Annotated in this window: 10 protein-coding genes; 6 read left to right on the top strand and 4 right to left on the bottom strand. The window is 69.7% G+C overall.

Going from position 1 to position 14,067, the window contains the following annotated elements; genetic code table 11:
• Positions 1–62: 62 nt before the first annotated feature.
• Complete coding sequence (locus tag AC0VY3_RS05835; RefSeq protein WP_475549118.1) at positions 63–806, bottom strand: class E sortase; 744 nt, start codon at positions 804–806, stop codon at positions 63–65.
• 356 nt (positions 807–1,162) lie between these two features.
• Between AC0VY3_RS05835 and AC0VY3_RS05830 the strand changes: the two genes are divergently transcribed.
• From AC0VY3_RS05830 to AC0VY3_RS05805, 6 genes are all read left to right on the top strand, one after another.
• Positions 1,163–2,167 carry an SEC-C domain-containing protein gene (locus tag AC0VY3_RS05830; protein ID WP_475549117.1) on the top strand — a complete coding sequence of 335 codons (1,005 nt, stop codon included), beginning with the start codon at positions 1,163–1,165 and terminating at the stop codon, positions 2,165–2,167.
• A gap of 211 nt (positions 2,168–2,378) precedes the next feature.
• Positions 2,379–3,908, top strand: coding sequence for an ATP-binding protein (locus AC0VY3_RS05825; RefSeq protein WP_475549116.1), 1,530 nt, complete (start codon positions 2,379–2,381; stop codon positions 3,906–3,908).
• Between the two features lie 474 nt (positions 3,909–4,382).
• Entirely contained in the window at positions 4,383–6,872 is a 2,490-nt protein-coding gene (locus AC0VY3_RS05820) for a Z1 domain-containing protein (RefSeq protein WP_475549115.1), read from the top strand.
• Positions 6,873–6,885: 13 nt separating this feature from the next.
• Complete coding sequence (locus tag AC0VY3_RS05815; RefSeq protein ID WP_475549114.1) at positions 6,886–7,326, top strand: very short patch repair endonuclease; 441 nt, start codon at positions 6,886–6,888, stop codon at positions 7,324–7,326.
• A complete protein-coding gene (locus tag AC0VY3_RS05810) occupies positions 7,323–8,276 on the top strand; it encodes a DNA cytosine methyltransferase (protein WP_475549113.1) in 954 nt (317 codons plus the stop codon). The genes AC0VY3_RS05815 and AC0VY3_RS05810 overlap by 4 nt, the downstream gene beginning before the upstream one ends.
• 71 nt (positions 8,277–8,347) lie before the next feature.
• A complete protein-coding gene (locus tag AC0VY3_RS05805; protein ID WP_475549112.1) occupies positions 8,348–9,670 on the top strand; it encodes a DNA cytosine methyltransferase in 1,323 nt (440 codons plus the stop codon).
• Here the strand turns inward: AC0VY3_RS05805 and AC0VY3_RS05800 are convergent.
• The 3 genes from AC0VY3_RS05800 to AC0VY3_RS05790 are packed head-to-tail and all read right to left on the bottom strand — an operon-like array spanning position 9,592 to position 13,603.
• On the bottom strand, positions 9,592–10,494 hold the full coding sequence (locus tag AC0VY3_RS05800; protein ID WP_475549111.1) for a DUF6339 family protein: 903 nt from the start codon (positions 10,492–10,494) through the stop codon (positions 9,592–9,594). The two genes, AC0VY3_RS05805 and AC0VY3_RS05800, sit on opposite strands and share 79 nt — an antisense overlap.
• On the bottom strand, positions 10,491–11,483 hold the full coding sequence (locus AC0VY3_RS05795) for a hypothetical protein (protein ID WP_475549110.1): 993 nt from the start codon (positions 11,481–11,483) through the stop codon (positions 10,491–10,493). The genes AC0VY3_RS05800 and AC0VY3_RS05795 overlap by 4 nt, the downstream gene beginning before the upstream one ends.
• Positions 11,480–13,603 (bottom strand): helix-turn-helix domain-containing protein, encoded by a 2,124-nt coding sequence (locus AC0VY3_RS05790; RefSeq protein ID WP_475549109.1) that lies wholly within the window; start codon positions 13,601–13,603, stop codon positions 11,480–11,482. Before AC0VY3_RS05790 ends, AC0VY3_RS05795 begins: the two co-directional genes overlap by 4 nt.
• Between the last annotated feature and the right edge of the window lie 464 nt (positions 13,604–14,067).

Here is a 14,067-nt window from a genome sequence, read left to right as displayed (position 1 = left end):
AGCCACCGACCTGGCCCCGGTACAGAAGGCGGGCCGGGACCCCACACCCACGTGCGCGCTGCTCACCGCGGGCGCATCGCGGTGAGCTTCCCCCAGACGACGAGCCGGTAGCGGGAGCTGAACTCGGGGGTGCAGGTGGTCAGGGTGAGGTAGTGGCCGGGCTCGCTGTAGCCGGCGGAGGTGGTGATGTTGCTGCGCGGCACGGGCGCGATGACCCCGCTGTCGGACGGGGCGGTCCGCGCGAGGCGTTTGCCGACGGTGTACGTGTAGACGGCGTCGCGGGTCTCGACGGTGATCCGGTCACCGCTGCGCAGCCGGTCGATCCGCCGGAAGGGCTCGCCATGGGTGTTGCGGTGCCCGGCGAGCGCGAAGTTCCCTGCCTGCCCGGCCTGCGCGGTGCGCGCGTAGTGCCCGACGTACCCCCGGTCGAGCACCCCGCCCTTGCTGGTCCCCTCGGCGACGGGAGCGGTGAGCCCGATCCGGGGGATACGCAGCACGGCGTACGCCTGGTCCCAGCGGTGGGTGGTACGGGGGCGGGTGGCCGGGGCGGGCGCGGCCTCGGCCCCACGACCGGAGGCCGAAGGACGGGGCTCCGCGTCGAGCGCGCCCTCACCGCCACCCGGGTCGGGCGCGGGGGCGGGGGCGGCCTCGGGGGCGGGCTCGGGGGCGGGCTCGCCCCACTCCCGCTGAAGGCTCTGGACGGTGCGCCCGGCGTCGGCGCGGGCCTCGCGGTTGGTCCACCAGAGCTGATGGACGACGAGGAGGAGCAGCAGGACACCGAGGGTCACGACGACTTCGGCGGACACCCAGAGCCCCCGGCCGAGAAGATACGAACCCCCACGGCCACGGCCACCCGACAACACCCCACGCCGTCGCCCTCGCCCGAAACCCCGCCTCCGCATCGACGTCACCCTCCCGCACGGTAAGGACACGGAACGCAGGGACGCGCACCGCGAACAGGGAACAACACGGCCCCGCGCGCACCGCACACACGGAACGCACGACCGTGCGCGGACCGCAAGCCTCGGGGCGCACGGTCGCGCACCGCTGACGGCTCGGGGCGCACGGTAGGGGCAAACCTCACAACTCTCCAGACTTCTCCCCCTTCTCATCCCCCGACCTCTCCTCCCCGCCGTCGCCGTCCGGCAGTACCGTGTGGTCCATGCGCCCCGACACGCCTGCCGACCACACCACCGAAGCCGAGCGTCTGCTCCGCACCGCGGCGCAGTACCCCGAGGACCACGAACCACTGATCCTCCAGGCCGCGGCCCACCTGGAACTCGCGGGCGACCGCGCCCGCGCGAGCACGCTCTACGACGACCTGCTCACCGCCCCCGAGTCCACCGTCGACAACCCGCACCTGATCAAGGCCCTGAAAGCGGCCAACCTCTGGGAGTACGGGCACGAGGCCGAGGCCCGGGCGATCATCGACGGCATCCGCACGGCGGGCCCGCTGGACGCGGCACCGTGGCAGGTGGCCGCGGAGACGCTGGAGGCGCACGACGAGCTGGAGTCGGCGCACGACTTCTTCTCGACCGCGTTGACCCTGCTGCTGGCCCCCGGCGAGGAGGTCCCGTACGCGACGCAGTCCCTGCTGACCGGCCGCCACCGGGTGCGCAGGCTGATGGGCCTGGACCACGACGCGTGGGACGAGCTGGCCGGCGCGCTGCACACGGCCGCGGTGCCGCTGGACGAGCTGCACGACCCGAAGCGCCTGTGGTCGCTGGGCTCCTCGGACCCGGTCGAGCTGAAGGCCGAGATCGCCCGCCTCCGCGCGGAGCTGGGCACGTACCGCACGGCCCTCTCCCGCCCGTTCCCGGTGGCGGTCCTGCACTGGCCGGAGAGCGAACTCCGCGAACTCCTGACGGCATACCCGGAGTTGACCGAGGAGTACGTGGACCGGGAGACCCACCTGAACCGCCTGGAGGCCGCACTCCGCGACCTCCACGCGACGGGCACCCCGAACCTGGGCATCGTGACGGGCACGGTCCCTTCGTACGAGGCGTTCGCCGCCTCGGAAGCCGCCTCCCCGTCCGACCCGGGCCTCCTCCCCCAGTACGCCACCACCCTCGCCGCCCGAGGCCGCGCCATCCCCTGGCCCCCGTCCCGCACGGCCGCCTGCTGGTGCGGGTCGGGGGAGGCTTACGGGGTGTGCCACGGGGTCTGAGCCTTAAGAACCACCGGCTGCGGCCCGGAACCGCGCACGGCACGTGCGGGGTTCCGGGCCGAGCCGTGCGCTCTGCCGCGGCCGGCGGGTCGAGGCAGTTCACGTAACGATTCCCGGGCGTGCCGCCCTTTCCCATACGATCACATTTCAACAGCCGTCTCAGGGCCGACGTCCCCACACGGGCCCCGGTCCAGTGTGCGAGGAAGTCTTCATGTCGCCCTATCAGCCTTCCGCGGACTGGCAGTACGAGATCCCCACGGCGGGGAGCAAGCGTCTGCCGCCCGCGGCCCGTTACGTCGAATCACTGACGCACCAGGGGTACGGTTTCGAGGCGGCCGTCGCCGACCTCGTGGACAACTCCATCGATGCGGGCGCCCGTAACGTCGTGGTCAGCTTCCTCAGGGACGATCAGCGGCTCGTGGGGCTCCTCGTGGTGGACGACGGCTCCGGCATGAACGACGAGGCGCTCGACACCGCCATGACGGTCGGCGGACGCCAGGAGTACGGGGACAGCGCGCTCGGCCACTTCGGCGCCGGCCTCAAGGCCGCCTCGCTCTCGCACGCCGACTCCCTCACTGTGATCAGCCGTACCAAGCGCAGTCCGTCGACCGGTCGCCGCTGGCTGACCGCCAGCGCCCGGGCCGACTTCACGTGCGACATCGTGGACCCGCGCTACTGCCAGGCGCTCGTGGACCGCTACGACGGCCTGATCGAGTGGCACGGCACGATCGTCCGCTGGGACCGGGTCCGGGCCTTCGAGACGATCACCACCGGTCAGGCCGACCGCTTCCTGAACGACGCCATCGAGAAGCTGGAGACCCACCTCGGGCTCCACCTCCACCGCTTCCTGGCCCGCGACGACTTCAACGTCGACATCGTCGTCGAGGACGTGACGACCCGGGAAGAGCTCGATCACCGCGGCGTCGAGCCGATCGACCCGTTCGGGTACCGGATCTCCGGCCGGCCCGGCTACCCGCGCACCTTCACCGCCCCGGTGGAGGGTGTCGGCGAGGTCGCGCTGACCGCCCACATCTGGCAGCCCAAGTCCCCGCTGGTGAGCTTCCGGGGCATCGGCCCGCTGGCCGAGCGCCAGGGGTTCTACATCTACCGCAACGACCGGCTCGTCCAGGCGGGCGGCTGGAACAACACCCGCAGCCCCGAGGGCCACCTCGCCCTGGCGCGCATCGCCGTCGATCTGCCCGCCGAGGCGAACGACGTCTTCAGCCTCACGGTCAAGAAGGACGGAGTGACCGTCACCCCGGCCTTCGCCCGTGGCCTGGAGCAGGCGACCGACGCTGCCGGGAACGACTTCGCGTCCTACGTCCAGGAGGCGGTGGCGACGTACCGGGAGGCCGCGAAGCGCGCCACCGAACCCCAGCGCAAGGCGGTCCTCCCGGCGGGCAAGGGCCTGGACCCCCGGCTGAAGCGGACGCTGCGCGACGAGCTGCCCGAGCTGGAGGGCGAGGACCCGATCACGTTCCGCTGGGACAGCCTGCACTCCGAGCTGTTCTTCGAACTCGACCGCGAGGAACGGGTGGTGAAGCTCAACAAGGAGTACCGCCAGGTCTTCAACGGCGGTCGCCGGGGTGGTCTGAACGATGCCCCGGTGGTGAAGAGCATGCTCTACCTCATGGTCAAAGAGATCTTCCAGAAGGAACGGGTCCGGGCCACCCACCTCGACACCATCGCCCTGTGGAACAGCGTCCTGGTAACGGCAGCGCGCTGCGAACTCGCACGCTGACCGCTTCCGTCCGAGCCGCCCCCGTCCCCGCCCAGGAAGAGATCCTCCCCGTGACCGACCACCTGCTCCAGCTCCACGGAGACGTCCTCGCCGCGATGCGCCGAGGACCAGGAGCCGACCGACACGGACCAGGGCAACTTCCGGGACCGCGTCACGGCCGCGGGCGCGGGGGACGAACTGACCGCGCTGTGGCACCGTACGCTCACCGGCTGGGACCTGGCTGAGCAGGCGGACTGGTCGACGTCCGCGCCCCGTACGGACGAGCGGCGCGCGGACGCGTACGACCGCCTGGGCTTCGACACCGCGCTGCGCAAAGTCCTCGACCACGCCGTCCCGGTCTTCAAGGAGCCCGGCCCCACCATCATCAGCACCACGCCGACCTGGTGGTACTCCCGCGACACCGCCGCGGTCCGGTCCTTCTACTGGAGCGCGTACGAACAACTCCTGCGCCGCAAGGGCTGGTCGGACGCCGCCGTGGCGGGCCTCGACGAGGCGAGCCACGCCGTGGTCGAGCGGCTCGCGGACCCGACGCGCCCCGATGCCTACGGCGCCCGGGGCCTGGTTGTGGGCTACGTCCAGTCCGGCAAGACCGCCAACTTCACGGGCGTCACGGCCAAGGCCATCGACGCGGGCTACCGCCTCGTCATCGTCCTCGGCGGCACTCTGAACCTGCTGCGCGGACAGACCCAGCGCCGCCTGGACATGGAGCTGATCGGCCAGGAGAACATCCTGCGCGGCGCGGACCCCGCCGATCAGGAAGCCCTGATCGGCGTCGACTACCAGGACGACGAGGACTGGCCCGAGAAGTTCGTCAGCCACCAGGGCCGACCCTCGGTGCGAGGCGCCTTCGACATCGAGCGCCTCACCACCCGGGACGACGACTACAAGAGCCTCGCCACCGGAATCCGCGCCCTCGAATTCGACAAGCAGATCCGCACGCAGCCGCTGTACGCACCGGACAACCTCCACCGGGCCGCAGCCCGCGTGATGGTGGTGAAGAAGAACAAGTCCGTCCTGGACAAGCTCATCAAGGACCTCAGGAAGATCGGTGGCCCGCTGCTCTCCGAGATCCCGACGCTGATCATCGACGACGAGTCGGACCAGGCGTCCGTCAACACGACGGACCCGAAGAAGTGGGAGGAGGGCAAGGTCACCCGTACGGCGATCAACGGCCAGATCTCCCAGCTGCTCGGACTCCTCCCCCGCGCACAGTACGTCGGATACACCGCGACGCCCTTCGCCAACGTCTTCGTCGACCCGGGCGACGGCGACGACATCTTCCCGCGCGACTTCCTGATCTCCCTGCCGCGCCCGACCGGTTACATGGGTGTCCAGGACTTCCACGACCTGGACCGCCCCGACGAGTCGGCCGTCGGGAGCGCCGAACGGACGCACGTACGCGGCATCTACGACGACGCCCACGGCGACCGGCTCGCGGAGGCCCTCGACGCCTTCATCCTCACCGGCGCCCTGAAGCTGTACCGCGCAGCCCACGACCCGTCCCTGGAGAACCACTTCCGGCACCACACGATGCTGGTCCACGAGTCCGTGCGCATGGCTGAACACAAGGTGCTGGCCCAGCGGATCACCTCGATATGGCACCAGGCCGCCTACACGGGCCAGGAGGGCCACACCCGTCTGGAGGCCCTCTTCACCTCGGACTTCCAGCCCTTCGCCGACGACGGACTGCCCACGCCCGCTTCGTACGAGGAACTGAGGCCGTACGTCTCCCGCGCCCGCCAGCTGATCAACTCGGGCGGAACGCCGGTGCTCGTCGTCAACGGCGACACCGAAAGCGACTACGACCAGCCCGACCTCGACTTCGACCGCACCCCGAACGTGTGGAAGATCCTCGTCGGCGGTACGAAGCTGTCGCGCGGCTTCACGGTCGAGGGCCTGACGGTGACGTACTACCGCCGCAGGACCCAGCAGGCCGACACTCTGATGCAGATGGGCCGCTGGTTCGGCTTCCGCCCCGGCTACCGCGACCTGGTCCGCCTCTACATCGGCCGCGCGGAACCGGCGGGCAGGACGAGGAAGGTCGACCTGTACGAGGCCTTCGAGGCGATCTGCCGCGACGAGGAGACGTTCCGCGCCCAGCTCACCCGCTACGCCACCCTGATCGACGGCAAGCCCCAGGTGACCCCGGCCCAGATACCGCCCCTGGTCTCCCAGCACCTCTCCTGGCTGAAGCCGTCCGCCCGCAACAAGATGTTCAACGCGGAGCTGGTCGAGATCCGCTCCCCGGGCGAATGGGTCGAGCCGACGGCCTACCCGACGGCCCCGGCGGACCTGCGCCACAACGTGGAGGTGTGGCGGCCGGTGCTGGAGCTGCTCGGGGCTGACCCCATCACGCTGCGGCGCAACGCATCCGCCGGGGGCGACAGCTTCGAGGCGCAGGTCGGCACGCTTGATCACGAGGAGTTGCTCAAGGTCCTCTGTGACCTGCGGTGGTCGGTCCCCTCCCAGTTCTCACCCCATCTGGAGTCGCTCCTCTCCACCAACAAAGGCGGCGAGAGCATCGACGACTGGCTGGTGGTCTCACCGCGGCAGACATCGTCCCGTCGTGTCGAAGCGAGCGTCCTGGGGTCCTCCCCCCTCTCCCTGGCCCACCGCTCCCGGCGGCGTGGCGATCTGTTCGGCGCCATCGGTGAGCCGAAGCACCGCGAAGCCGCGCTCCGGATCGCCCGCGCAAGCGATGCGGCAAGCCGGTCCGGTGACGAGACCCTGGAATCGTTGGCGGGTGATCGGCGCGGCGTGGTCGTCCTGTACCCCGTGGTGGAGGAGAAGCCCCCGGTCGTTTCCCCGGACGGAGCGATAGCCCCGGAGCGTCTCGTCATGGCCTTCGGTCTGGTCGCGCCCGGTTCGTCGAGCGCCCCGAAGAGGAATCTGGTGCGTTTCCGGACCATCGATTCGACCAGAAGAGACTTCGCGATCATCGAACGCGGGGCGGACGGTTCGTAGGAGACTGGTGGTGATGAGCACGGTCAAACCCTCGTCCCCCGGCGTCTCCGCCCGGATGAGCCGCCAGGTGAGCCGCGACACCACGCCCGAGGTCGCGGTGCGGAAGTTGTTGCACGCGGCGGGCTACCGCTTCCGGGTGAACACCCGGGTGCCGGACATGCCCCGGCGCACGATCGACATCGCCTTCACCCGGGCCAAGGTCGCCGTGATGATCGACGGCTGCTTCTGGCACGGCTGCCCCGTGCACGCCACGCAACCGAAGGCGAACGCCCAGTGGTGGCGGGAGAAGCTGGACCGGAACATGGCCAGGGACCGGGAGACGACCGAGCATCTGGCTGCGGCGGGATGGACCGTGCTGCGATTCTGGGAACACGAGGCGCCGGCCGGCGCCGCCGAGCGGGTAGCGGCGGCCGTCGAGCGACGGCGGACAGAGATCAAGGGCGGGGGCCTGTGAACAAGCTGCGGTTCGTCGATGTGTGCGCCGGTGCCGGAGGACTCGCGCTGGGACTCGAAGGGGCGGGCTTCGAACCCGCGCTGCTGCTCGACAAGAAGCGGATCGCCTGCGAGACCCTGCGGTTGAACCGGCCCGAGTGGAACGTCCTGGAGATGGATCTCCTGAACTTCGACCCCTCCGAGCACCGGCACACCTACGACGTGGACCTTCTGTCCGCGGGTCTGCCCCGGGTGAAGTCCAGCGCGACCGTGGCGAGGACGGAGACGGAGGAGGAACTGCGGCTCCTGGAGGCCGCGGTGCTGCTCGCCCCCTCCATCCAGCCCCGTGCGCTGATCATCGAGAACGTTCCGGGCCTCGTGGACTCCCCCAAGTTCGAGGGCACGCGGGAGTTCATCCGCAAGGAGCTCGAACACCTCGGCTACCGCTTCCGCTGGTTCGTCCTGAACGCGGCCGACTTCGGCGTACCGCAGGACCGCAAGCAAGGGGTGCTCGTCGCGCTGAAGGAGCAGTACTTCGACGCGTTCGTGCCGCCGGCCCCGGCGGTCACGGAGCATCTGCCGGTGGGTCGAGCATTGCGCCGGTCCATGGGCGCCCGCGGTTGGCCCGGGGCCGACGCCTGGGCGGCACAGGCCATCAGTGTCGCTCCGACCCTGGTGGGCGGCTCGGACAACCGGGGAGGCGCGGACCTGGGGCCGACGGGGTCGAAGAAGGCGTGGGAACGGATGAGGGTCAACGGCGGAGCCTTGGCCAATGCGGTTCCGGGCCCGGACGACAACGTGTCGGGGATGATCAAGCTCACGGACGCGCAGGCGGCTTGTCTCCAGTCCTTTCCGGAGGAGTGGCGGTTCGCCGGCAAGAAGACCGCGCGCTACCGGCAGATCGGGCACGCTTCTCCCCCGCCTGTCGGAAAAGCGCTCGGAATGGCCGTTGCCACGGCCCTGAACAGCTGATTCGCGGGCAGGTACCGGCCCCTCCCGGGATGGGGATGAGTGATCTTGATCGCCGGCTACACTTGCACACCATGACCCACCCCTCTCCCCCTTCACTTCCCCCTGCGAAATTCGGGATCGTAGATCTCTTCGCAGGGCCCGGCGGCCTCGACATCGCCGCCAGGATCATGAAGGACGAGGGCGTCGAGAGCATCGGCGTCGAGTGGGACGACGCCACCCGTGCCACGCGTGCGGCGGCCGGCCTCCTGACCACCGACGTGAAGGACGTCGCCGCGCTCGGTCCGTGCGACCCCTCGGTCGTCGAGGCGACCGTGCTCACCGGCGGGCCGCCCTGCCAGTCGTTCTCCGTGGCCGGCAGCCGCAAGGGGCATCAGGCTCTGGACGACGTACTGCGCCTGGCCACGCGGCTCGCGGACCACGAGGACGAGGCTTCGTTCGATGTGGCCTGGAAAGAGGTCAAGGTCGAGACCGACGCGATGTCGGACGACCGGACCGGCTTCGTGCTGCAGCCGCTGCGCTGGATCATGGAGGCGAAGCTCAAGCGCCGCAGGCCGTACGAAGTGGTCGTGCTGGAGCAGGTGCCCACCGTGCTGCCGGTGTGGAAGCACTTCGTGGACATCCTCCGAAGGACGGGGTACGCCGCCGAGGCCCACGTACTGCACACCGAGGATTTCGGTGTCCCGCAGACGCGGCGCAGGGCGGTCCTGATCGCGCAGTTCGACCCGGGGAACGAGCACCGTAGGGTCCGCTTTCCCGAGGCGACGCACCAGCGCTACCGGAAGGGCGCCGAACGGCTGCCACCGACCCACGACCACCAGGACGGATCACTGTTCCGCACGTCGCGCAGTGGGGGCGACGTCGAGCCCTGGGTGTCCATGGGCGACGCGCTGCGTGCCACGCGGAGTTCCGATTTTGTCATGGTCTCCAACTACGGGTCCGGCGGCGATCCGAAGAATCGCGGACGCCGTGAGTCCGGGGAGCCCGCTCCGACAATCACCGGCAAGGTGCGCCGCAACCGCCTCTACCCCCTGAAGTGGGACAGGTCGGGCGAGCTGGTGATCAGGGACGAGGACGAGCTGGAACGCCTCTCCTTCGCGGAGGCCGGGCTGCTCCAGTCCTTCCCTGCCGCATACCCCTGGCGCTCCACCGACGTGGCACAGCAGATCGGCAACGCCATTCCGCCCCGCCTGTCGCTGCACATCCTGAGCATGGCGCTGCTCCGCGAGCCGCCGCAGGAGAAGTGGTACGCGCTGTTGAAGGAGTGGCGACCGGAGGCACTGGCGATGCCGGCGGCCGCTCGGCGGTCGGGACCGCCTCAGACCTCGCTGCCGGTCTCCTCACCGGCGTCCCGCCGTCCTCGTACCGGAGCCCCGGCGAAGAGCTCCGCGAAGTGATCGACGAGTACGTCCACCGAACGCTCCGGAGTCTTCTCCTCGTACGGCCCGACGGGCAGCTCCCTGCGCGGGACGGCCGGAGCTGACTCCGCCGCCTCGATCCACTCCCGCAGGGGCCTGCCGTCCCGTTCCGCATCGGGCGCGACGACGTCGTACATCAGCGTCGCGGCGGAGGCGTTGATGGCCGCCACCAGTGCGTTCACCTCGCGGCCCGTCCGGACAGTGCCGCGCTCCATGAGGCGAACCGTCGCCTGCGCCGTCGGCCGGTGGTCGATCACGTCGACCCGCAAGGCGGTGTTCAGCATGTCCTGGTTGGAACACACGGTCACCACCGGTCCGTAATCGGGGCCGTCGCGGAACAGCTCGGCGGCCCACCACAGTCGGGCGAACGCCTGGGTGTAGGCCGGTCCTCGGAACCGCCGGGCTGCGACCTTGGGCGGAGCGTCCTCCGATTTGGCCACGAGGTGGCGCCAGACCACGTAGTCCGGAGCCACCCCCAGGGCCAGGTAGTTCCAGATCCTCCGGTCGGCCGCCTCCCGACGGGTGAGCCTGAGCGTCGCGTGGAGGCGGGGTGCCAACCAGGCGTCGGCGCTGGTCGACCGGTCGTCCCGGAACCGATACATCGCGTCGTCGATCAGGTCGCGCACCGGGGCCAGTTCCCCACGGCTCTCACCGTCGTGCGGCAGTGGTTCGGTGGTCTTGTTGAGCGCTATGGCGGGCGCGTCCTCCTTGCCCGACAGCAGCCCTTCGGTGAGGTACTGCGCCGCGTTGAGGTCCGCGAGCAACGCCAGGCGCTCCGGGAGGAAGTTCGGCTTGTCGGTCATGCGTCGGCCCCCCGGTGGATGCTGTCCAGGCCACGAATGGTGGCGCTCAGCGCCTTGGGCACGTCACCCCTGCGCGTGGCGGCGTAGTGGATGCGCGGTTGGAGATCGGTCCAACCGGATGTTCCGGTCCGTCGCCGATGGACCTCCCCCAGCGCGTCCTCGACCGGGAGGTCGGGCACGACGTCGGGCAACATCTCGCGCAGCACCTCGCCTCTCCAGTCGCGGGGGAACAGCGGTGTGCCGTCGTCCTCGATCTCCAGGTCACCGATGGCGGTGTGGAAGACGGCGGTCCACACGTCCGTGCACATCTGGGCCAGAAGCAGGTCCCGCACCATGTTGTCGACCGAGGTGCCGTTGCCACCGACCAGGTCGGACACTCCCTCGAAATCCTTGTTGATGTGCACGACGGGCAGGTCGCCGGACGTGTCCACGGCCCAAGGCACCTCCTTCAGGCGACGCAGCCAATCCGGGCCCTCGCTGAATCCGACCTCGACGACCTCGAGTTCCCTTTCGCGCAGGGGAGCTTCGGCCTTCAGGTCGATGATCCAGTCCTTGGTCGAAGCGGCGATCTCGCGTCCCGCCACGCCGTCCACCGTGGCGACGACGTGGACGGACATGGTCGCCCGGTCCAGGTGGTCCGCACGCCACAGGTCGAGCTGCCCCTCCCACTTCCGCCCGCTCTCCGCACCGGGGGCGAGCGCCGTGGAGATCCGCGTATTGGTGGCGCCTTCGCTCAACACGACGACGACCGCCAGATCGGTCCACGGGCTGTCGGGAGCGGTCGCCCTGCCCGGCACCGTGGCCGAGACCTTCATGCGGAGCCACTCCCAGTCGTCCCGTCCCGACGAACCGGGTGCGACGACCTGCTCGACCACGGAGAAGGCGCTGGTGTCGAGAGGGTCCCTGATGTCGTCCGGACCTCGCAGTTCGACGGAGGTGACCCGGAGCGACACGACGCCGGGAAGTCGCTGATACGGGTATGCCCTCATGCCTGGGCCCCCTTGTCGGTGCGGAGTTCGACGACGAGGCCGCTGAACTGGGCGCGTACAGGGTGGGTGGTGACGTCGGTGGTTCCCCGGAACGTCGCGGTGCGCGCGCCGGGGGCGAAGCGGATCGTGCCGTCGACGACTTCGCAGTTGTGCACGGCGACCAGCTCCGACCAGGCCAGAACCGGCCGGGGCCCGGAGCGCACGTCGAGTTTGGCCACCGGTGCGGGGCGCCAGGAATCACCGCCGGCCGGGATCTTCATCTCGGCCGTGACGCACCACGCACCGCTGTCGTCGATCAGGGCGTCGAGCTCCTCCAGCGTCGGCGGGCCGGCCGGGGGCATGGGTCGAGCCGTGCTGCGCCCTCCCACGGACAGCCGTTTGCGCAGCCGTTCCGGGCCACCCTTGCGACTCTTCTTGGGCAGGGCGACCAATTCGCGCACGGCCTTGTTCGCCTGGTTCGTGAGCGCGCCGATCCGCCGGTACGCGGAGGGCGAATACAGCATGCGCAGTTCCTCGGTCTGCCCCCACTTGTCGTGCTCGGGCGGTTCGGAGGCGCGCAGGAAGGCCTCGGCCTCGTCCGCGAAGGGAGCGTCGTCCCCAGCCGCTCTGCCCGCGAGCAGGACTGCCTGGAACGGGTTGGTGCCGACCGGCAGACCCGGCACCCAACCGATCTTGACCGTCATGCGGTTGCCCCGCATGGTCGTCACCCGGTTCGGCTTTCCGTCGTCGCCGTCCTCGGCCTCCGTGACCAGTACGACCGCCCGGTGCTCGACCGCGTTTCCGCGACCGGCGGGGGCGGGCACCATCAGAGGCACGGTCGCCATGGCCACCTGCCCGGACTCCGTGATCCTTTCGACGGTCGTACCGTCCAGGAAGGCCTGCAGTGCGCGCGTCCGGGAGGGTTGGGTCTCCCGGGGGTCGACCCGCGTCTCGGGGATGATCTCCACGCCGTTGCGGAGGGTCCTCACCGACGCCTCCAGCAGGGGCCGCTGCTTGCCTCCGCCGGTCATGGCCGCCCAGAAGTTCCGACCGAGTGCGTCCTTGAGGCGGTGGTGCATGCGGTGCACGCTGTCGTCGTCCTCGACGTCGGCATCGGTGTCGGTGCCTTCGACGAGGCTGGCGACGTCGTGCGCGCCGACGATGAGGAAGGACGTGCCGGGCTCGGCGCTCTCCCGCGTGAGGTGGAGGCGCTCGACGCTCTCCTCGTCCGCCCACCACGAGCGGGCCACGTTCACGTCCTCCGCGTCCGGGTCGGGCCGACCGAACCAGGCGGGACCCGCCCACGGCTTTCCGTCGACCTTCCGCCAGGGCAGGTCGAGGCGTCCGACGAGCCGACGCTCGGTCCGTCCCTCGTGCGGCTCGGACAGCGTGGAGTTCATGAGAACCAGACCGAGACGGCTGGTCGCCCAGAGCGTCGCCTTCCCGAGACCGTAGGACCCACCGGCACCACTCACCGACTTCTGGCTGTCGAGCTGCCGACGCACGACCGCGGCGAAACGACCGGTTTCGTAGTCGTCGCCCGTGAGCCCGGAGGCGTTGTAGTCGTCGATACGGAGGAGCACCAAGCGGTCCCGGTCGTACATGTCGCTCAGGCCGGCCGCGATCATGCGCCCGACCTTCTGGTCCTGCTGCGCGGCCGCCTCGTAGTGGGGCAGCAGGTCGTCCCAGCGAATCTCGTCCCGGAATCGGGCCAGAGCCTCGCCCGACAGTTCGTGCAGGGTGTACCGGACCCGGACCGGCTGGGCGAGATCGAGCCGTTCGTCGAGGCTGTTCTGGGTTGCCTCCCGGGCCAGGACGCCGACGTCGGCCTCGAAGGCGAAGGCTGCCGCGTTCCCGAACTCCCGCCCACCGTCGGCGTGTCCCGGACGGTGGTACCAGGAGATCGGCAGGCCGGCCAAGGTGTCGGCGGTGCGGGTGTGGATCGTGCCCAGGTCCGTGCCGAGGGCCTCGGCGATCTTGTGGATCGTCTCCTCACGAGGAGTCGCACGGCCCGTGATCCAGGCGGAGACAGCAGCTCGCGTCATCCCGACCCGCTGGGCGAGGTCCGCCTGACTCATGCCCGACTGCTTCAGCTGGCGGGCGAGCCAGGGGCCGAAGTCCATCCCGGTGTCCAACCTCATCACTCCTCAGCTGCGGCGTAGGCCATGACCTGCACGATACACGCGCCATTTGACACTGACGATCCGTCCGACAAAGACGTTTGACACCTCTCTCCGGCGGCCCCTTCGCAGTTCCAGCTCCTTGGCAATAAGTTCAGATATGCACTGTATTCGAAATTAGCGCAGAATACCCCCCTCGCCCCACTGATCCTTTCGCGCCCGAAATGCACCCCGCGCGAGCGCTCCGACAGAGAAGGGGATCATCTTCAACAAGGCCTTGTGGACGAGTGTTCCGCTCCTGTAGTTTCGGAGCGGGGACGCCTCACCCGGCGCCACCAACCCTTTCTTTTCCGGGGCCTTGTTTCGCGTGCCATAAATCGATTCGCCGACCACAGGCGCATTTTTCAGGGAAATCATCATTTCCCTTGCCCCGACCGAAAGAATGCGCTTGGCTTCTGGAACGCTTATCGCCCACGTTCTTTCGC

The organism is Streptomyces sp. iso_384, from assembly GCF_056172905.1.
The sequence above is the reverse complement of the archived record's forward strand: the minus strand, read 5'-3'. Positions and strand labels throughout refer to the sequence as shown.